Source organism: Streptomyces barringtoniae (assembly GCF_020819595.1).
Taxonomy (GTDB): domain Bacteria; phylum Actinomycetota; class Actinomycetes; order Streptomycetales; family Streptomycetaceae; genus Streptomyces; species Streptomyces barringtoniae.
The window spans coordinates 281,081-300,962 of the sequence record NZ_JAJHNP010000005.1; the positions used below are offsets into that span (position 1 = coordinate 281,081).

Here is a 19,882-nt window from a genome sequence, read left to right on the forward strand (position 1 = left end):
CGTCGGCCAGGACGAGTGCTCCGGCGAAGGCACCGGCCTTTGCGATCCCGGAGGGAAGGCCGTGGAAGGTGCTGCGTATCCCGATGCCGTCATCGGTACGGCCGCGCGCATCGCCGTCGACGCACTGCGCGCCTTGTGACGGCATGCGGTGCGGACACGCACGGGCTCGGCCGGGTCGGCCCTCTGCGGTGGCAGTGCAGGCTCAACCCGTGACGACATGGCCGTCCTTGGCGACTTCGTAGTACTCGGTGGAGCCGAGCTCCAGCTTGAACACCATGCCGTGCCGCTGGCGGATGCCCGCGACCGATTCCGATTCGGGCTCACGCAGGCAGCGTGTCACCGGAGGGTCGTTCTTCGGGCATTGCTCAGGCTCCCCGACGAGAAGACGGGGATTGCGGTCATGCACCGGGTCCCAGGAAAGCGTCTGTGTAGCGTCGAACAGCTGGGTCGGCTCCGGCGCATCCGGGCCGGACGGATTGGGACCGTGCCCCCGGTAGTAACCGACGAGGTGGCTGCGGTAGTAGTCGTGACCGAATGCGATGAGGGACTGGGGTCGGTCGCCGGCGGCGAGTATGCCGTCGAGCACCGAGCCGATCCGCTTCGGATCGACTCCGAAGTATGCGCTGACCCGCATCGAACAGCGGATCTTGTAGGCGTCGTCGCCGTTCGACTCGAGCCACTGCTTCGCCGTGCCACCGAAGCAGGTGTCGCGCATGACGACCATGTCCGGTCCGAGCGGAGTGTCTTCGGCGTACGCCTGCACCACGTCTCGAAGGCGGTCCTGTGCGGCCTGCCGAGCGTGTACTGCTCGAGCGCTGCCGGCGAGCTTGCGGACTTCTTCCGGGCTCGTGGCACCGTCCTGGGACGAGCAGGCGGAGAGAGCCAACACGACCATCGTGGCAACCGTCCCCCATGCGGTCCTGCGTGATCCCGCCATGTTCGCTCTCCCCCTTCAGCGCCCACCGAGGGTGCGCTCTGGCATGCTGCGCCCAAGCGGGCGGAGGGCACATGAGTGCCCGTACTCAAATGTGTTGGGAAACGACAGGTCGTCGACCACCCGTACTTCAAGGCGGATCGCTTCCCCCAGCGCCGGGCGATCCGCCGCCTGCCCGACGGCATGTGCTTCCCAGCCGTGCTCGTTCGAAGGACTCAAGGGCAGTCGATGACCTGTCCCGCCCAGGACAGTCCGCCCCCGAACGCGAGAAGCAGGACCGGGGCGCCGGTGCGGAGTTCGCCCCGCTCGACGAGCTTGGACAGGGCGAGAGGGACCGACGCGGCCGATGTGTTGCCGGACTCGACGACGTCACGGGCGATCACCGTGCTCTCGGGGAGACCGAGTTGTCTGACGACAGCGTCGATGATGCGCAGATTCGCCTGATGGGTGACCACGCCGGCCAACTCGGACAAGGACAGGCCGGCCCGTGCGCAGGCTTCTCGGGCGATGGCGGGCAGTTCGCCGGTGGCCCAGCGGAACACGGTCTGGCCCTCCTGGGCGAAGGAGGGGTGCCAGCCGTCGACCAGGCGGACGGCGTCGCCGCGCGTGGGGTCGGAGCCCCAGGCGACCGGGCCGATCCCGGCGCTGTCCGCCGCGCTCAGCACGGCGGCGCCGGCGCCGTCGCCCAGCAGGACGCAGGTGCGGCGGTCGCCCCAGTCGGTGACGTCCGACATCTTCTCGACGCCGACGACCAGAGCATGCTGGGCAGTGTTCGCACGGATCGCGTGATCGGCACAGGCAAGTGCGGTGCAGAAACCGGCGCAGCCGTTGTTGAGGTCGAAGGCCACGGGGGCGGGCAGACCGAGACGTCCGGCGACCTGGGCGGCGATGGAGGGGCATCGGTCGATGGCCGTGCAGGTGGCCACGGTGATCAGTCCGATCCGGGCAGGCTCCAGCCCGGATGCGGCCAGCGCCCTGCTCGCGGCTGCCACGGCCATGTCGGTCACCGATTCGTCCGTGGCGGCGATGCGCCGGGTGGCGATGCCGGTACGGCGCCGGATCCATTCGTCACTGGTGTCGACCATGGTGGCCAGGTCGTCGTTGGTGAGGACGCGCGTCGGCTGGTAGTGGCCCACGGCGGTGATGCGGCTGCCCGGCACGGTGGCATGCACAGGTGATCTCCTCGCTCGGCGTCGATGCAGCGGAATATAGCAACCGATCGGTCGGAAGCTAAAAGTCCGCAGCTCGCTACGATGGACGGCATGAGCCCTCGCAACTCCGCAGCCGGAGCACGCAGAACGCGGCAGCGCATCGTCGAGCGCGGCATGGCGCTCGCCTCGGTCGACGGTCTCGAAGGGCTCAGCATCGGGCGCCTGGCGGCCGACCTCGAGATGAGCAAGGCCGGTGTGCTCGGGCACTTCGGTACCAAGGAAGCTCTTCAGCTGGCGACGCTGGAAGGGGCCGCTGCAGCGTTCTCGCGCATGGTCTGGGAGCCCGCGGCGGAGGAAAGGCCGGGCCTGCCCCGCCTCAGAGCCATCTGCGACACCTGGATCGCCTACCTCGAGAACGAACGTGACGTCTTCCCCGGCGGGTGCCTGTTCGCCACGGCCTCCGTCGAGTTCGACGCCCGTCGCGGCCCGGTCCGCGACGCAGTGGCCCGGCTCGCCCGGATCTGGCGTCGGCGCCTCGCCGCCGAGGTGAGCGCGGCCGTTACAGTGGGCGAACTGCCGGCGGACACCGACCCGGAACAGGTCGCGTACGAGCTGGTCGGCCTCTACCTGGCCCTCAACCAGGAGATCCAGCTCTTCGGTACCCCGGCCGCCTCCGACCGCACACGGCGGTCACTTGACCGCTTGTTCGGCCGGCGTCAGACATCGTGACGCAGATGAAAGGGGCCCGCACGGGTCGGGGTGACACGTGGCCTCCACGCCGCCGCCGACCTGACCCTCGGACGCAGGCGCCACGGCGCTCGCCAATGCGGGGAAGCCCGGCGGGAGTTCGCGTGCGCGCAGGGGAGCGCGGCGGTGACGGTAGCCGCGGCGGGTCCGGGGTGACCGGTTGTCGGGTCGTCGGCCTCAGTGCTGCCGACGCGGCGGCAGCGTGCACCGCCGACCACAGCAGGTGCGTACGCCCACGACCGTCGCCGGAGACAACGGCGCGCTGCACAGCTCGCCGGGGATGCCGACATGGACAAGCATCAGGTTGGTCCGCCCATGGCGATCTGTGCGCGCGGAACGCCGCAGAAAGGCTGGTCCAACCAGTTGACCAGTGAGCCGGTCGCGTTCACCCTGATCGCCATGAACCGTGGACTCATCCGGCGCGAGGCGGTCTCCGACCAGCTCTTCGCGCTACTGCGCGACAGGATCCTCGGCGGGGAACTGCCGGCCGGTGCCGCGCTGACCGCCGAACGGGATCTGGCAGCCGAGTTCGGGGTGAACCGGCATGCCGTCCGAGAGGCCGTCAAGCGGCTTCAGCAGGCACGGCTGGTCGAGGTCAGCCACGGCGGCCGCACGCTCGTCCTGGACTGGCGGCACACCGCCGGCCTCGACCTCGCCATGGGCATCGCGGCGGCCGACGCCGGGCCCTCGGTGCAGGACCTCGCCCGCGACGCCCTGGAGATGCGGGCGTGCATCGGCGCCGACGCGGCCCGGCTGTGCGCGATCCGGTGCTCCGAGGACACCGCCGGGGAGATCGTCGAGGCCGCGGGCCGGTACGCGCGCACCGGGCCCGATCTGACCGAGCTCGGCGATGCGGACGTCGCCTGGTGGCGGTTGGTCGTGGAGGGTTCCGGGAACGTCGCCTACCTGCTGGCCTTCAACAGCCTGGTGGGTGGCACACTCCCGGTGGCCGACGTGCCGGACGACCTGCGGACCGCGGAACTCCTCGACGTCGAAGCACATCAGCGGCTGGCAGCGCACATCGCGGCACGCGAAGCCGAGGCAGCCGAACGGCTGGCGCGCGAGCTGCTGTCCCGCAGTGTGCCCGCGACGCCGCGGAAGGCGGTGCGCTGACATGATCCCGGCCGTGGTCTACGCGATACCGGTGTTCGTGCTGCTGGTCGTCGTCGAGGCACTGTCCTACCGCTTCCTCCCGGACGACGACGAACGCGGCTACGAGCTGCGGGACACCGTCACCAGCATGTCCATGGGCGCCGGCAGCCAGGTCGTCGCGGTGCCGTGGAAGGCAGTGACGATCGTGCTGTACGCGGCTCTCTTCGCCGTCGCCCCCTGGCACCTGTCGCCGTCCTCCGTGTGGACGTGGGTGCTGCTGTTCTTCGGCGACGACCTTGCGTACTACGCCTTCCACCGCGCCCACCACCGGGTGCGGGTGCTGTGGGCGAGCCATGTGGTCCACCACTCCAGCGTCCGTTTCAACCTCTCGACCGCCCTGCGCCAGAGCTGGACGCCGATGACGGGCCTGCCCTTCTGGCTGCCGCTGGCACTGCTCGGCATTCCGCCGTGGATGATCCTGCTCCAGCAGGCCTTCAGCCTCGTCTACCAGTTCTTCCTGCACACCGAGCGGGTGGACAGGCTGTGGCGGCCGGTGGAGTGGTTCTTCAACACGCCCTCCCACCACCGCGTCCACCACGGCTCCAACAAGGTCTACCTGGACCGCAACTACGGCGGCATCCTCATCGTCTGGGACCGGCTCTTCGGCACGTTCGAACCGGAAGGCGTGCGGGTGGCGTACGGCCTGACGAAGAACATCGACACCTACCACCCGGTGCGGGTGGCCTTCCACGAGTTCGCGGCCGCCTGGCGCGACGTCCGCGCGGCGCGCCGCTGGCGCGACCGGGTCGGGTATCTGTTCGGGCCGCCCGGCTGGGCACCCGGGGCGGATGGATGACCTGGCACCGCTGATCCTTGCACCAGCGTGCTCGGGCCGGTCCCGTGGGTTTCGTAACGCGGTGGCCTCGTGGGTCGTCCGTGCGATCCCGTGGGCCGTCACCGGCGTCATGCTCGCACCATGACTGACATCCCCCACCACAACACCGCGGAACCGCAGCGCGACCTCGAGGCGTCGGACGTTCCCGCAGGTGCCACACGCAGGTCCGTCATAGCCACCCTGGGCGGCGCCACCCTCGGAGTGGCCGCGCTGGGTCTCGCCGCCACGCGGGCGACCGCCGCCACCGAGCACCGGGCCGCGGCCCGGCCGGCCGCCGACTGCGTCCTCACGCCCGAACAGACCGAGGGGCCGTACTACCTGGACCTGGAGACGGTCCGCAAGAACATCACAGAGGGGAAGGCCGGCGTTCCGCTGACCCTCCGCGTGACGGTGGTCGACGCAGCGACCTGCGCGCCGCTGCCCCAGACGGCGGTCGACATCTGGCACTGCGACGCGCTTGGGATCTACTCCGGTTATGTCGCCGGAGGTTCCACCCCGGACACGACATTCCTGCGCGGCGTGCAGCTGACCGACTCCACCGGTGTCGCGGAGTTCACCACCGTCTACCCCGGCTGGTACGTCGGCCGGGCCCTCCACATCCACGTCAAGACGCATGCGGGAGGCACCGTGTCCAACGGGACGTACCACGGCGGCCACGTGTCCCACACGGGCCAGCTCTACTTCCCGGAGGCGTACAACACCAGGATCGCCGCCCTGTCCCCGTACCGGAACAACACGGCCACCCGCACGCTCAACGCACGGGACGGCATCTACCGCAACGGCGGGTCCTCGACCCTGCTGACCCTCACCCAGGCAGGCGGCGACCTCGGCAAGGGAGTGACCGGAACCGTCGTACTCGGCATCGACCCCGCCGCCACACCCTGACGCACCGGGATGCCCGCGGTGGCCGGCCCTGCCAGGGTGTCGGCCATCGCGCGGAGACACATGGCCGAAGGCGATGGTTTCGTTCCCGGGCGGTGCGGCCAGGAATCGGAGATGAGCCGGAGTCGAACATGTGAGGTGTGCGGTGCGGCGCTGATCGTGAGGCCGCACGGGGGTCGGCCGGCTCGGTACTGCTCCAGCGCCTGCCGGCAGCGGGCACTGCGGCGACGGGCGGCTTCGAACGTCTCGGTTGCGGTCCCGACTGCCGGTGGGAGCGTCCTGCCGCCGGCGCTCGACTCCTTCGTCGGCCGGCAGCCCGAGCTGTCGTGCCTGCGCACCCTCCTGAGGAGTTCGCGCCTCCTCACGCTCACCGGTGCCGGCGGTGTGGGCAAGACCCGGCTGGTGCTGGAGTTCGCCAAGGCATTACCGAAGCGCTTCGCACGAGTCGACCTCGTGGAACTCGCATCACTCCAGGACAGCGCGCTGCTGACGCAGTCCCTGGCCGCCGCGCTGGGGGCGGGTGAGCGAGCGGGCCGCACCGGCGTCGACGTGCTGGTACGGGCGATCGGTGACGCCCCCAGGGTGCTGATCCTGGACAACTGCGAGCATCTGGCCGAACCGTGCGCCCGGTTGGCGGCGACCCTGCTGGGCCGCTGCCCCCGTCTACGGATCCTGGCCACCAGCCGGGAGGCCCTGAGGGTCCCCGGAGAGACCGTGTTCCGGGTCGGCGAGCTGTCCCTGCCGCCGGCCGACGCCGCTGTCGATGTGACGGCCCTCATGCGCTCCGAGGCCGTACGGCTCTTCGTCGACCGCGCCGCGAGCAATTCCCCGGGGTTCGCACTCCATCGCGGCAACAGCCACCTGGTGGCCGAGATCTGCAGGCGGCTGGACGGCCTGGCGCTCGCCGTCGAACTCGCGGCCCGCCACGTCGGTGCGCTCGCGCTGAGCGACATCCTGGCAGGGCTGGAGGACCAGTTCTCCCAGCTCGACCTCCTGACCGGGGGAAGCCGAACCGGACCCGCACGCCACAGCGGGCTCGCCGCAGCGGTCGATTGGAGCCATCGGCTGCTGGATCCGGCCGAGCAGACGGTCTTCCGGCGCCTTTCGGTCCTGGTCGGCGGGTTCGACGCGACCGCTGCGCAAACAGTCTGCGCCGGGGACGGCATGGGCCGGCGGCAGGTCCTCCGCACCCTGCGCGCCCTGGAAGCGAAGTCGCTCGTCGTGCGTCTGCCGGGAGACACGGCGCCCACACGCTTCAGGCAGTTGAGCGCCATCCGTGTCTGCGCCCTGGACCGTCTGCGTGCATCCGGCGAGCTGCACGCCACCGTGCACCGGGCGCTCGCGTGGCTGACCGAGCTGGCCGGGCGAGGCCGCGGGGAGGTGTTCGCCGACCAGGCCGGCAGCCCGCTCGCAGCGGAACGGGACAATCTCGCCTCGGTACTGGCCTGCAGCGCCGCCCACGGCGATGCCGTACGGGTGCGGCTGACACTGGAGTTGGCGCGTGTGCACTACCAGCAGGAGCAGCCGTCGGCCGCCCGTGCGTTACTCACCGGACTGCTGCGGGGGCCCGGGGGCCGGGCGCTGGGTGGGCAGGTGCCGGCGCTCGCCGCACGCGTGGCCTGCCAGCAGGCCGATCCGGAAGAGGCACTGCGCCTGGGCGAGGAGGCGGTGCAGAGCGAGCGGATGCGCCGTGACCCCGCCGGACTGGCCAACGCCCTGGACGCCCGGGCTGCGGCGCGACTGTGCCGCGGTGAGTTCGCGGAGGCCGTCGCGGATCTGAGGGAGTGCCTGGAGGTCGTCGCCTCCTTCGGCACGCCGCAGGACACTGCTTGGTGCAGCCATCACCTGGCCTGGGCGCTGCTTCAGGCCGGCGGGGAGCTGGAGGCCGACGACCTGATGTCACGGTGTCTGCCCGTGCTGAGGCAGCAGGCGCCGTGGCCTCGGACCGCGGCCGCGCTGCACACCGCGGGGGCCGTACGGCTGGCCTTGGGGCGTCTGCGCAGCGCGGAGACCTTGTTCGCCGAGGTGCTGCGGATCGCTCCAGGAGCCAGTTTCCATGCCCTGTACCCCGTGGAGGGCCTGGCCCTCGTGGCCGCGGAGAGCGGCGACATGCAGCGTGCGCTGCGGCTGTACGAGGCGAGCGTGCAGGCACGGCGCCGCCTGGACACCGAGCCCGAGGGTCCCTGGCGGCACAGGATGGAGCAGGCGGCGGCGCGTGCCCGGACTCAGCTGTCGGCGGCGGCGCGGGAGGCTGCCGTCGCCGGTGCCCGTGGACTGCGCGGAGAGCGGCTGGTCGCGTACGCGCTCGGGGCAGGGAGCGGGGACCACCGAACGCGGCGTGATGTCCGGGCCGCAGACGATCGGTTCCTGCTCACCGCACGGGAGTCCACGGTGGCCGAACTCGTCGCCGAAGGGCTCACCAACCGCCAGATTGCGGACCGGCTCGGCCTTTCGGTCCATACGGTCGCCACGCACCTGGACAAGGTACGCGACAAGCTGGGCCTGCGCTCCCGCATCCAGATCGCACTGTGGGCAGCCGCACGGACCGAAGGTGGGCGGACAGCCCGGCGGTGAGCACCTGGCCGGGCAGTGTCCCGGCTTGCGGAGGCCCGCCGCGAAGCCGGTCCGGTGAGACGGGAACCCGCACCCTGCGCCGGAAGGGCTGTCGTGCTGTGTCGGGTCATCGACGCCGGGGTGATCCTTTCTCGGCGCGATGTTATGTCTTGTGTTAGTCTCGTGCGTTTGCGTGGTCGTCGCGGTGGGCGATTCTGCCTGTTCGGTTCCGCTTGTGCGTGGGCTGTTCACTCCTGCCGGGCCTTCCTCGGTACGTTCCCCTGCGGAAGGTTGTTCATGAAGCATCCCGATGACTCCGGCATCGCTCACGGCGGTCCCGCCCAGCCCGAGGCCACGACCCCGGCGCTGCCCCCGGCCGTCTCCTTCGCGGGTCTGGAACTGCCGGTGGAGGTGGTTCGGACACTGAGCGGACTGGGGGTGCGCGAGCCCTTTCCGATCCAGGCCGCCACACTGCCCGATGCCCTGCAGGGGCGCGACGTCCTCGGGCGCGGGCGCACCGGATCGGGCAAGACGCTCGCCTTCGGCCTGCCGCTGCTGACCCGTACGGCCGGGCGGCGCGCCGAACCGAAGCAGCCCCTCGCTCTGATCCTTGTGCCCACCCGGGAGCTGGCCCAACAGGTCACCCAGGCGCTGGCGCCGTACGCCGAGGCACTGCGGCTGCGGATGGCCACGGTCGTCGGCGGCATGTCGATCGGCCGGCAGGTCGCCGCGCTGCGCCAGGGAGCCGAGGTGGTCGTCGCCACCCCCGGACGCCTGCACGACCTGATCGAGCGCAACGCCTGCCGCCTGGGACGGGTGAGGATCACCGTGCTGGACGAGGCCGACCAGATGTCCGACTTGGGATTCCTGCCGCAGGTTGTCGACGCCCTCGACCAGGTGCACCCCGACGGTCAGCGGATGCTGTTCTCGGCCACGCTGGATCGCGACGTCGACCAGCTGGTCCGCCGCTACCTCCACGACCCCGTCGTCCACGCGGTCGACCCGTCCGCGGGCACGGTCACGACGATGGAGCACCACGTTCTGGTCGTCCACGGCCCTGACCGCTACGCCGTCACCACGGAGATCGCCGCCCGCGACGGCCGCGTACTGCTGTTCCTCGACACCAAGCACGCCGTCGACCAGCTCACCCGGCATCTGCGGGCCAGCGGGGTGCACGCCGGGGCGCTGCACAGCGGCAAGTCACAGCCCCAGCGCACACGGACCCTGGCGCAGTTCAAGGACGGCCAGCTCACCGTTCTGGTGGCGACCAATGTCGCGGCCCGTGGCCTGCACGTCGACGACCTCGATCTCGTGGTCAACGTCGACCCGCCCACCGACCCAAAGGACTATGTGCACCGGGCGGGCCGCACCGCCCGCGCCGGTGAGTCCGGCAGCGTGGTCACGCTCGTGCTGGCGGCCCAGCGCCGCGAGACGAGCCGCATGCTGGCCGGGGCCGGCATCGAGGCAACCGTCACCAAGGTGCGCTCGGGCGAGGCGGAGCTGAGCCGGATCACCGGTGCCAAGGCTCCCTCCGGGACCCCGCTCGACGGCGGGCCCGCCGTCCCCCGGCCCAAGAACACCAACGCTCCCTTCCGCGGCCTCGGCACCAGCAAGGGCACCTCCCGCGGCGCCGGCGGCAAGTCACGAAAGGCCGGCGAGGCCCGCAAGCTCGCCGAGGCCCGCAAGGCCGCCCTCGTGCGCCGCAACGGCTGAGAGGCGTTGCCCCGGCAGTGGACGTCCTGGCCACGGGATCGACACCCCTTGGCCAGGCCCGAAGCCGCGTCCTGCGGGCCTCACCCACGAAGTGAACGCCTTTGGCCGCGAGAGGCATACCCGCCGAAACGGACCAGGATGATGTTGCCGGCGCCCCGCACTGCGCCCGGCATGACAAGCTGTGCTTGCCCACCCCCGAACCCAGGAGGTCACCATGACCGCAGAGCCCGTACCTACGGAAGGTTCGGAGCCGGCTGCCCCGGAGACGTCCTCTCTGGCTCCGGACAGCGACGGCAACTACGACCTCAAGCGCAAGTTCCGCGAAGCCCTGGCGCGCAAGCGCGGTGTGCAGGCGGACGCCGCCGATACGGCCGCCAACCCCAATGCGTCGAAAGTGCGTGCGGCGCACGGCCCGGCTGCGAGCCAGCGGTCGTTCAGGCGCAAGAGCGGCGGCTGAGTCGATCAGTTCCGGGACCCGGCCGCTTCACCAGCGCCCTGAGCGCGACGAGGCGGCCGGCTTCGGCGCTCAGGACGAGTCCACGGATGGTTCCCGGCACCCGCCGTCGCTTCGGCCAGGAGGAGACGGATGTGATGCGTGAACTGTTCCACCGCCTCGACACGCGCCGGTCGGCACAGGTCGGACAGGACGGCTGGACACGGTCTCGGCCTGGTTGGTCGCACAGTCCGTCACACGGGGGCACTCGGGCACCCTGCACCCGTGGAGCCGGCCCGCTCACGCCGACACTTGGCTCAGTACCGCAGAGTGCCCTGCTCCGCCACGTCCCGGGCGGCCGATGAGGGCGGACCGGGACGTCGGGTTCAGGCGAGGTCGAACCGGTCGAGATTCATCACCTTGTTCCACGCTGCCACGAAGTCACGTACGAACTTCTCTCTCGCATCCTGGGACGCGTAGACCTCCGAGACGGCTCGGAGCTGGGAGTGCGCACCGAAGATCAGGTCGACGGCGGTGGCCGTCCACTTGACCTCGCCGGTGGCGCGATCCCGGCCTTCGAACACGTTCTCGTCCGTGGCCGACGCCTTCCACTCCGTGCCCATGTCGAGCAGGTTGACGAAGAAGTCGTTGGTCAAGGTTTCCGGCCGGTGGGTGAAGACACCGTGGGGGGATCCCCTGAAGCCGGTGTTCAGGGCCCGCATGCCGCCGATCAGCACCGTCATCTCGGGAGCGGTCAGCGTCAGCAGGTTGGCGCGGTCCAGCATGAGGGTCTCCGGCGACAGCTTCTCGCCCGCCGGAAGGTAGTTGCGGAAAGCGTCCGCCTTGGGCTCCAGCACAGCGAACGACGCCGCGTCGGTCTGCTCCTGCGAGGCGTCCGTACGCCCCGGTGCGAACGGAACCGTGACGTCGTACCCGGCGTTCCTCGCGGCCTGCTCGACGGCCGCGCACCCGCCGAGGACGATCAGGTCGGCGAGGGAGACCCGCGTTCCGCCGGTCTGGGAGAGGTTGAAGTCCTGCTGGATCCGTTCGAGCGTGCGCAGTACCTCGGTCACCTCGGGGAGGTTGTTGAGTTCCCAGTCCTTCTGCGGCGCGAGCCGGATTCGTGCTCCGTTCGCCCCGCCGCGCTTGTCGGTGCCGCGGAAGCTCGCCGCCGACGCCCAGGCGGTGGTGACCAGCTGGGAGACGGAAAGGCCCGAGGCGAGGATCCTGCCCTTGAGAGCGGCGATGTCCTCGTCCCCGACCAGTTCGTGATCGACATCGGGAACGGGGTCCTGCCACAGCTGCGGTTCGGGAATCCACGGGCCGAGGTAACGGGAGCGGGGTCCCATGTCGCGGTGCAGCAGTTTGTACCACGCCTTGGCGAACGCCACCGCGAGTTCGTCCGGGTTCTCGTGGAACCTCTTCGTGATCGGGCCGTAGACCGGGTCCACCTTCAGCGCGAGGTCCGTCGTCAGCATCATGGGGGCGTGCCGCTTCGACGGATCATGGGCGTCGGGCACGGTGTTCCTGGCCGCGGGATCCTTGGGAGTCCACTGGTGGGCGCCGGCGGGGCTGCTCGTCAGCTCCCACTCGTACCCGTAGAGATTGTCCAGGTACCCGTTGTCCCACGTGGTGGGCTTGGTGGTCCATGCGCCCTCCAGACCACTGGTGAGCGCGTGGGGGCCCGTGCCGCTGTCGTACGTGTTCCGCCAGCCGAGGCCCTGTTGCTCGATGGGGGCCGCCTCGGGTTCCGGGCCGATATAACTGGCTTCGACCGCGCCGTGACACTTGCCGAAGGTGTGGCCGCCGACGATGAGTGCGACCGTCTCCTCGTCATTCATCGCCATGCGCCCGAACGTCTCCCGAACGTCCTGGGCGGCAGCCATCGGGTCGGGGTTTCCGTTGGGCCCTTCCGGATTGACGTAGATCAGTCCCATCTGTACGGCGGCGAAAGGACCGGTGAGTTCCCTGTCGCCGCTGTAGCGCTCATCTCCGAGCCATGTGTCCTCGGGCCCCCAGAAGATCTCCTCGGGTTCCCAGATGTCCTCGCGCCCGAAACCGAAGCCGAACGTCTTGAACCCCATGGATTCCATGGCACAGTTTCCGGCGAAGACCAGAAGATCGGCCCAGGAGATTTTCCGGCCGTACTTCTGTTTGACCGGCCAGAGCAGACGGCGCGCCTTGTCCAGGCTCGCGTTGTCCGGCCAGCTGTTGAGGGGGGCGAAGCGCTGTGCGCCGCTGCCGCCACCGCCGCGGCCGTCCGCGATGCGATACGTGCCCGCGGCATGCCAGCTCATCCGGATGAAGAGCGGCCCGTAGTGACCGTAGTCGGCAGGCCACCAGTCCTGGGATGTCGTCATCACCTCGAAGACGTCACGCTTCAGCGCGTCGACGTCGAGGGTCCCGAACTCTTTCGCGTAGTCGAAGTCCTCGTCCATCGGGTTGGCGCCGGGCGAGTGCTGGTGGAGAACCTGAAGGTCCAGCTGATTCGGCCACCAGTCCCGATTCGTCCTGGGCCGCCGAGTCGGTGTGGGCGTCGGCGAAGGGATTGCAGGATTCTCGCTTTCACTGCGGGACATGCCCGTCCTTCTTCCTGTCTCGGTGTGTTCCTTCCGCCGGCTGCCGCTCTTGACGTCGTTGGCTTTGCTGGTGTCGAGCAGGTCGACCCACACAATCAGCACGCCATGGCGCCCACCGGCTGGAAAATGTGCTGTGTCGCGTCCGTATGGTGGCGCACCGCAGACCACACCTCCATGAAACACGCAGAGCACCCCGCATGACAGACGTGAGAGAAAGGGCGGCCTTTCTGCTCCCGTGCCGAATTCACATCCTCGGGGTCGTCTCGCCGGCCGGCCGCGGCGAGTGCCTCGGCCGGCCCCCGCTTGCGGGCGGGCGGCTGCACCAGGGTGCGGGGTGCGGGCCCCGGACCGAGGGCGTGGCCGGTGCCGGCGGCGTCGCGCAGGAACCGGCCCAGGCGCCGACCGGCGGCACGGACCCGTTCAGGGCTCGGGCCGTCGGCACGGGTGGAGCCGGCGCCGGGCCAGAACAGCAGCAGCGCGCCCCAGACCGGGATGGCAGTGCCGGCAGTGGGCGCCCCAGGGCCAGCATGCTCGCGGCGGTCAGCGGGTTCTCGGGGTCGGCCGCGGCGGCCAGCAGCCGGGCGGCTGTTCCGGCCGGCTCATCCGGCGGGACGACCAGGAGCACCCAGCGTCCCACGGAGCCGCAGTCCAGGGAGATGACGTGCGCCTCGCCCCCGGGGCCGGCCGGCTCCACGGCGATCACCCGGCCGGGTGGCATGACGGTGCGCGGGGCGTCGGACCATTCGGCGGGGTCCACGGTGACCCGAACCGTCGTGTCCGGGTCCGGCCCCAACGAGCCGACGAGCGAGGGAAGTTCGAGCTCCAGCGCATCGCAGTGCGGCCACCGGGCCCCGTCCAACGGGCCGTGGCTGACGTCCGGGGTGAGGGCCAGGCGAGGCGTGGGCATGCGATACGTGTGCGCCTCGGCCGAAGACGCGCCTTCGGCCGGTGTTCCGCCGGGTTCCATCATGCGGTCCCGTCCCGGGAGCCGTGGGACGACTGCCCGTTTCGTCACTCGCCGGGAACGGGACCGCCGGTCGCGCTGCGCGAAAAACTCTCGGTTCGGGCAGGCTACCTCTGGACGAGGAGAAGGGGCCGGGTCAGTCGTCCGGCTGTACCTCCTCCGGCTTCCCCTGTTCCTCCTCTTCCTCCTCCTCCAGTTCCTCCATCAGACGGATACCCTCGTGCGTCAGCGAGACGGTGGCGGGGGTGTGGTGTGACGTCCAGTCCACGCTGATCAGACCCTCGTCGGTCAGATAGGCGCAGGCGGCGGAGAGGTCCTCGTCGGGCAGGGCCAGCTCGGCGCGCAGCGCCGATCCATTGACCTCGGGGCGGTTGCGCTCGACGGCCCCGTACAGGGATCGCAGGACCGCCTTCCGGTTGTTCTTGCGTTCGCGGAGTTTCGTCATGGCTGTCGTTCTCCGGTTTGACGGCCGCGCGGGGACGAGGCGACGGCGGATCCTCGGCCGCTCGGATCCGGGTCACACCTCGTCGGCGTGTGTCTGTGTCTGCTCTGTCGAGGTGCTGGTCGTGAGCCAGGACTGTGCGGGTTCCGCCGCTTGAGCGGTGTCGAGGGTGATGTGGAGCCGGGTCCCTCCTGCGTGGCCCGCGGGATAGCTGCGCTGCTCGGTCGAAGCGAAGCAGTGCCGGAGCACTTCGGCGACGCGCCGGGCGACCTCCGGCGTCGCGGCCACGATGCGGACCTCGGCGTGGCTTTCGGAGGGAAAGGGCTCGTGCTTCATACGGACCTCCTGGCAGGTGAGGGTGCAACCCCGACTGAGGTCGCTGCCCGACCGTCGTCGGTGCGGACTGCGGCGCGTCACCACGGCCACCCCCTTTTTGAAGGGTATGCCGGGCAAGGGAGCGTGCGTGCCACGACCGACCCCTCGCGGAAGACCGGTGCTCTCCCGGAACGGGCTGTCGCAGTCGTCGGCCGCCGCGCCACCGTGGCGGACCCGGCCGGGAGTACGGTGGAGACACCGAGGGCATGCCGCGCACCGGCTCCGGCACCGGTGCCGCTCTCGGTGATCGGCGACGCCGGGTGGGCCCTGGTCCGTGCCCGGAGCAGGGTTCGACCCATGAGCGCGCACATGCTCCTCCCGACGACCTCGAACCTCCCCGCGCCCCGGCCGGCACCGGGCAGGTCGCACACGCGCAGGCCGGGCCGACCGATGCGGGAGCAGGGATCCTCGCCCCACGAGGGAGAACGCCTCCGCCCGCTGACGCGCGGCCAGGTCGAGGACCGCCTGCAGGAGCTGGGTGACCTGTACGCGGAGGTCTCCGGCGGCGGCCCCTGGGCGTGGAACCAGGCGCGTGCCGCCTTCCTGCGACACCTCGCGGCCGACGCACGACGACCGGGGTTCTCGCTGCTGATCGCGGAGACCACGGTCCTGACCGGATGCGCCTACGGCTTTCCCGTGGGCGGCGCCGGTCCGTGGTGGGCGGGCTTCGACGGAGACGTTCGGGAGAGCCTGCTCCGCCGTGTCGCGCCCGGGCGGCTCTTCGTCGTCTCCGGGATCGTCGTCCCGTCCCGCGTGCGCCGGGAGAACCAGGGCCGCGCCTGGAACCTCGCCCGGCGCCTGCAGCGGCGACTGCTCGCCGACCACGGCGCCGCGCTCGGAGTCACGTTGGTGGAAGCCCGGGACGCCGGGATGGTTGAGACGTTGATGTCGTGGGGGTGGCGGAGCGCCGGAGACGACACCCGCACGGCCGGACCGCCCGGCTCGTGCCGCGTGCTGGTGCTGACTGCGGGGGCATGAGCAGCGCCGTCACCGATCACGGCCCGCCCCGGTCAGCGCACGGGCAATCGATCACGGCCCGCCCCGGTCAGCGCACGGGCAGGCGCAGGGCGAGGAGGGCGATGTCGTCGGTGCTGCCGGGTGGCATCCGAGCGGACAGCTGGTCGCACAGGGTGTGCAGCGGTTCGTGCGCGAGGGCGAGGGCATGGCTGCGCTGTCGGCCGAGCCCGCTGTCCAGGTCGCTGCCCGGAGCCTCGATCAGGCCGTCGGTGTACAGCATGAGCGTGGACCCCGGCGGCAGGGCGCGAGCGGCACTCGGACGATGACTGCCGACGCCCAGGTGGGTTCCGAGAATCAGTCCCTGCCCGGCTTCGAGGTACTGCGCGTTCCCCCCGGGGGGTCAGCAGCAGGGGAGGCGGGTGCCCGGCACTGGTCCAGCGAAGCGTCCAGGGCCCCGTGTCCCGGCCTTCCAGCCGGGCGAGGACGAGGGTGGCCATCGGCACGGTCGTGATGGCGTGCATGGCGTCGTCGAGACGGTCTGTAGGTGCCTGCAGGCCGCCGACCGCCGATGGCGGTGAGGGAGTGACTGCCGCCGAGGGCATCGCGACTCGCCGCCTCGCTGCCACGCTACTCTCCACCCGGCCGCCGCCGTGTACCTCCCGGACGACCGCTTCGTCTCCAGGCGCATGCCTGCGGCGGCTGTGATGTGCCTGCCGGGGAACGGTGGGAGACAGGGTGGGCCCGAACTCGGCTTCGCACTGGAACGCCGGGCTCACGAAGACGCCGCCCGTCGCGGTGGCCAGCCGAACGCTCGCGGCGCGCTCCCTGGCCCCAGCCGCTCTGATCGGCACCGGAGGGGCCCCGCCACCGCACTGGCCTGTCTGCGCCGACGGCACTTACGCTCGCCCATGTCACGTCGGCCCACGGTCGCTTCCTGGAGATCCTTCACCCCTGACCGGCGGCCATATGCCATACCCACACGCCACGAATGTGCGCTGCAGCCGCTGACCGGGTGCTGCGGCTCAATGAGCCGGGCCGGCGAGGGCACGGACGGACTGGCGCCGCTCGCGCAACGCCTTGATGAGTGCTCCGGCTCCCTGTCCGAGCGCGCTGCCGCGGTACCGGACAGGAGCAGGGCGGGCCTGGACGAGTCGTTCCCGCGAGCGGTGCAGGAACGCCTGCCCGAGCAGCCGACCCCTCCGAACGAAGGCACCCCCCGGGTGCGGAATACTCTCCCGATGAGTTCACTCACCTCCCCGATCAGTGAGCCGATCACCATACGGAGGGCCGTCGCGCGGGATGCCAAAAGGCTCACACGGCTCGTGCGTGGCTCAGGCGCCTACGAGGGCGAGTACGCAGCCGCAGTCGCGGGCTACCGGGTCGGTCCTGATTACATCGAGGCCCACCGCGCCTACGTAGCCGTCGGCTCCGACGAGTATGGAGGCCGGGTCCTCGGGTTCTACTCGCTCGTCCTCGCCCCACCGGAGCTCGACCTGCTGTTCGTCGCCGACGAAGCGCAAGGACGGGGTATTGGACGACAGCTCGTCGCGCACATGCAATCCGAGGCCCGTGCCGCCGGGCTCGACCGTGTCAGGGTCGTGTCGCACCCTCCCGCCGAGGACTTCTACCACCGCGTCGGTGCCGTACGGATCGGGACGACCCTCGCGAACCCGCCCGCGGTCGTGTGGGACCGTCCCGAATTCGAGTTTCGCATTCCTTCGGAATGAGGCGGTGTGCCGGCTCGCAGGGCACCGGCTTCGCCTGCATGGCGCGCTCCGGGTGTGCCGTCGTCTCTGCCCTGGCGAGGGGATCGCCTGCGTCGGCGGCCTCTCCCTCACCCGAGGCCGACGATCTGGAAGAGGCGTGCGGCGGCACCGCCCGGGGAGTCCGTCGCGGGCGGGGCCCGGCCGGAACGGAGACCGTGCCTGCCGGGCCATGGCTCAGGCGTCGATGATGACGGGGATGATGAGGGGCTTGCGGCGATAGGTGCGGAACGCCCAGTTCGCCACGGCGCGGGCGAGGAGTTGTTCGAGTTGGCGCGCGTCCCCGACGCCTTCCTCGGCTGCGGTGGCCAGGGTCTTCTCGATGACGGGGATGACCGGCTCGAAGGTGGTGTCGTCGTGGACGAAACCCCGGGCCAGGAAGTCGGGGGCCTCGGCGAGGGCGCCGGTGTCCGCGTCGACGATCGCCACCACCGTGACCACGCCTTCGGCGGCGAGGGTGAGGCGGTCCTTGAGGGACGCTTCGGTGGCGCCGCCGACTTCCATGCCGTCCACGTAGACGTTGCCGGCGGGGACCTTGCCGGTGATGGACGCGCGCCCGTCGACAAGGTCGACGACGACGCCGTCCTCGGCGATGACGACCCGGTCGGGGTCGACACCGGTGCGGATGGCGAGGTCGCCGTTGGCCCGCAGGTGGCGCCATTCGCCGTGCACGGGCATGACGTTGCGGGGTTTGACGATGTTGTAGCAGTAGACGAGTTCGCCGGCGCTGGCGTGCCCGGAGACGTGCACCTTGGCGTTGCCCTTGTGGACCACGTGGGCGCCCCACCGGGTGAGTCCGTTGATCACCCGGTAGATGGCGTTCTCGTTGCCGGGGATGAGGGAGCTGGCGAGCAGGACGGTGTCGTCCTTGCCGATGCGGATCATGTGGTCGCGGTTGGCCATCCGTGACAACGCGGCCATCGGTTCGCCCTGGGAGCCGGTGCACACCAGAGTGATCTTGTGGTCCGGGAGCTTCTCCAGCTCCTTCGTGCTCACGACCAGACCGGAGGGGACCTTCAGATAGCCCAGGTCACGGGCGATGCCCATGTTGCGGACCATCGACCGGCCGACGAAGGCGACCTTGCGGCCGTGCTGGTGAGCGGCGTCCAGGACCTGCTGGATGCGGTGCACGTGGCTGGCGAAGCTGGAGACGATGACCCGGCGCGGCGCGGTGCGCATCACCTGCTCGATCGCCGGATTCAGCTCACGCTCGGAGGTGGTGAAGCCGGGCACTTCGGCGTTGGTGGAATCGGTGAGGAACAGGTCCACGCCCTCCTCGCCGAGGCGGGCGAAGGCGCGCAGATCGGTGATGCGGTCGTCGAGAGGGAACTGGTCCATCTTGAAGTCGCCGGTGTGCAGCACCATCCCGGCCCGGGTGCGGATCGCGACCGCGAGGCTGTCGGGGATGGAGTGGTTGACCGCCACGAACTCGCAGTCGAAGGGCCCGAAGCCACGCCGGTCGCCCTCCCGCACCCGCACCGTGCGCGGCCGGATGCCGTGTTCCTTGAGCTTGGCCTCCAGGAACGCCAGCGTCAGCTTGGAGCCGACGACGGGAATGTCGGACCGCTCCCGCAGCAGGTACGGCACGCCGCCGATGTGGTCCTCGTGGCCGTGGGTGAGGACCACGGCCACGATGTCGTCCAGCCGGTCCCGGATCGAGGTGAAGTCCGGCAGGATCACGTCCACACCGGGCTGGGTCTCCTCGGGGAACAGTACGCCGCAGTCGACGATGAGCAGCTTGCCCGCGTGCTCGAAGACGGTCATGTTGCGGCCGATCTCACCCAGGCCGCCCAGGGCGACGACCCGCAGCCCCCCTTCGGGAAGGGGCGGGGCGGCTTTCAACTCGGGGTGTGGATGACTCATACCCTGACGGTACCCGGAGAGCGGGACAGGGTGATCCACTGCCTGTGTGATCCGACGAGCGCTCGATACGACCCGACGCCGGAAGCGTACCGGCGCTCAGGTCGGCAACCGTCTCATCTGCCCGCTGCCCCGGCCCCAGGACAGGAGGGCATCCGCAGCCACAGCGACCGCCGCGGGTGCCGGGGTGGCTTCGCGGGTCGCGCGGGCGCTGAGCACCCCGCCCGTGATCACACAGAAGGAACAGGGCGACCGACGGCCCGGGCATGCGCTCACGGCCGCTGAAGTATCGAGGTCGAACGTGATGTCGACCTTCGCGGTCCTTTGTGGTCGGCCCGAGTCGACTTCAGGGTGTTCCAGAGCTGGGATCGAGCATGTTGTGCGGGCCCGGTCGGGGAGCTCTGGGTCTGGGGAGAATCGGCAGGTGCTGTCCTGCGGGTCCGACTCTTGAGATCAGTGACCGGGGGTGTCTTGCTCACGCTGTGTCGACCGCCGGCCGGGGATGGTGCGCTGCTGGTACCGGGCCGGCCGGGTGGGTCTCG

General features: G+C 70.5%; 17 protein-coding genes and 1 pseudogene. 9 read left to right on the plus strand and 9 right to left on the minus strand.

Annotated features, from left to right (window positions below; all coding sequences use genetic code 11):
• Positions 1–202 precede the first annotated feature (202 nt).
• Positions 203–895 carry a hypothetical protein gene (locus LMU33_RS10685; protein ID WP_228619480.1) on the minus strand — a complete coding sequence of 231 codons (693 nt, stop codon included), beginning with the start codon at positions 893–895 and terminating at the stop codon, positions 203–205.
• A 254-nt stretch (positions 896–1,149) separates the two neighbouring features.
• Positions 1,150–2,094 carry a beta-ketoacyl-ACP synthase III gene (locus LMU33_RS10690; protein WP_228619768.1) on the minus strand — a complete coding sequence of 315 codons (945 nt, stop codon included), beginning with the start codon at positions 2,092–2,094 and terminating at the stop codon, positions 1,150–1,152.
• 102 nt (positions 2,095–2,196) lie between these two features.
• Here LMU33_RS10690 and LMU33_RS10695 point away from each other — a divergent pair, with 102 nt between their 5' ends.
• From LMU33_RS10695 to LMU33_RS10725, 7 genes are all read left to right on the plus strand, one after another.
• Complete coding sequence (locus LMU33_RS10695) at positions 2,197–2,814, plus strand: TetR/AcrR family transcriptional regulator (RefSeq protein WP_228619482.1); 618 nt, start codon at positions 2,197–2,199, stop codon at positions 2,812–2,814.
• Positions 2,815–3,120: 306 nt separating this feature from the next.
• Positions 3,121–3,945 carry a FadR/GntR family transcriptional regulator gene (locus LMU33_RS10700; RefSeq protein WP_228619483.1) on the plus strand — a complete coding sequence of 275 codons (825 nt, stop codon included), beginning with the start codon at positions 3,121–3,123 and terminating at the stop codon, positions 3,943–3,945.
• A 1-nt stretch (position 3,946) separates the two neighbouring features.
• Positions 3,947–4,780, plus strand: a complete 834-nt coding sequence (locus LMU33_RS10705) for a sterol desaturase family protein (protein ID WP_228619484.1) — start codon at positions 3,947–3,949, stop codon at positions 4,778–4,780.
• 120 nt (positions 4,781–4,900) lie between these two features.
• Positions 4,901–5,704, plus strand: coding sequence for an intradiol ring-cleavage dioxygenase (locus LMU33_RS10710; RefSeq protein WP_228619486.1), 804 nt, complete (start codon positions 4,901–4,903; stop codon positions 5,702–5,704).
• 111 nt (positions 5,705–5,815) lie between these two features.
• Positions 5,816–8,275 carry an ATP-binding protein gene (locus LMU33_RS10715; protein ID WP_228619487.1) on the plus strand — a complete coding sequence of 820 codons (2,460 nt, stop codon included), beginning with the start codon at positions 5,816–5,818 and terminating at the stop codon, positions 8,273–8,275.
• Between the two features lie 276 nt (positions 8,276–8,551).
• Positions 8,552–9,967 carry a DEAD/DEAH box helicase gene (locus LMU33_RS10720; protein WP_228619489.1) on the plus strand — a complete coding sequence of 472 codons (1,416 nt, stop codon included), beginning with the start codon at positions 8,552–8,554 and terminating at the stop codon, positions 9,965–9,967.
• Between the two features lie 214 nt (positions 9,968–10,181).
• On the plus strand, positions 10,182–10,424 hold the full coding sequence (locus tag LMU33_RS10725; RefSeq protein WP_228619491.1) for a DUF5302 domain-containing protein: 243 nt from the start codon (positions 10,182–10,184) through the stop codon (positions 10,422–10,424).
• 362 nt (positions 10,425–10,786) lie between these two features.
• On the opposite strand, the gene katG is transcribed toward LMU33_RS10725, so the two are convergent.
• The 4 genes from katG to LMU33_RS10745 form a co-directional block, all read right to left on the minus strand.
• Positions 10,787–12,979 carry a catalase/peroxidase HPI gene (gene katG / locus LMU33_RS10730; protein ID WP_228619493.1) on the minus strand — a complete coding sequence of 731 codons (2,193 nt, stop codon included), beginning with the start codon at positions 12,977–12,979 and terminating at the stop codon, positions 10,787–10,789.
• A 244-nt stretch (positions 12,980–13,223) separates the two neighbouring features.
• The gene (locus LMU33_RS10735) at positions 13,224–13,886 is read right to left on the minus strand and encodes a DUF5994 family protein (RefSeq protein ID WP_228619495.1); all 663 of its coding nucleotides are present in this window, start codon (positions 13,884–13,886) and stop codon (positions 13,224–13,226) included.
• A 193-nt stretch (positions 13,887–14,079) separates the two neighbouring features.
• Complete coding sequence (locus tag LMU33_RS10740; protein ID WP_228619497.1) at positions 14,080–14,388, minus strand: hypothetical protein; 309 nt, start codon at positions 14,386–14,388, stop codon at positions 14,080–14,082.
• Positions 14,389–14,460: 72 nt separating this feature from the next.
• On the minus strand, positions 14,461–14,721 hold the full coding sequence (locus LMU33_RS10745; RefSeq protein ID WP_228619499.1) for a hypothetical protein: 261 nt from the start codon (positions 14,719–14,721) through the stop codon (positions 14,461–14,463).
• A gap of 336 nt (positions 14,722–15,057) precedes the next feature.
• On the opposite strand from LMU33_RS10745, the gene LMU33_RS10750 reads away from it, so the two are divergent.
• Positions 15,058–15,738 carry a hypothetical protein gene (locus LMU33_RS10750; RefSeq protein ID WP_228619500.1) on the plus strand — a complete coding sequence of 227 codons (681 nt, stop codon included), beginning with the start codon at positions 15,058–15,060 and terminating at the stop codon, positions 15,736–15,738.
• 67 nt (positions 15,739–15,805) lie between these two features.
• Here the strand turns inward: LMU33_RS10750 and LMU33_RS41140 are convergent, their stop codons facing one another.
• Positions 15,806–16,075 (minus strand): SpoIIE family protein phosphatase, encoded by a 270-nt coding sequence (locus tag LMU33_RS41140; RefSeq protein WP_308280770.1) that lies wholly within the window; start codon positions 16,073–16,075, stop codon positions 15,806–15,808.
• A gap of 70 nt (positions 16,076–16,145) precedes the next feature.
• Positions 16,146–16,319, minus strand: a pseudogene (locus LMU33_RS41640) (hypothetical protein); the annotation flags it as partial.
• A 636-nt stretch (positions 16,320–16,955) separates the two neighbouring features.
• Between LMU33_RS41640 and LMU33_RS10760 the strand changes: the two are divergent.
• On the plus strand, positions 16,956–17,444 hold the full coding sequence (locus tag LMU33_RS10760; protein ID WP_228619502.1) for a GNAT family N-acetyltransferase: 489 nt from the start codon (positions 16,956–16,958) through the stop codon (positions 17,442–17,444).
• Between the two features lie 213 nt (positions 17,445–17,657).
• Here LMU33_RS10760 and LMU33_RS10765 read toward each other — a convergent pair whose 3' ends face one another.
• Positions 17,658–19,343: a ribonuclease J gene (locus LMU33_RS10765; protein WP_228619504.1), complete on the minus strand. Its 1,686-nt coding sequence runs from the start codon at positions 19,341–19,343 to the stop codon at positions 17,658–17,660.
• Between the last annotated feature and the right edge of the window lie 539 nt (positions 19,344–19,882).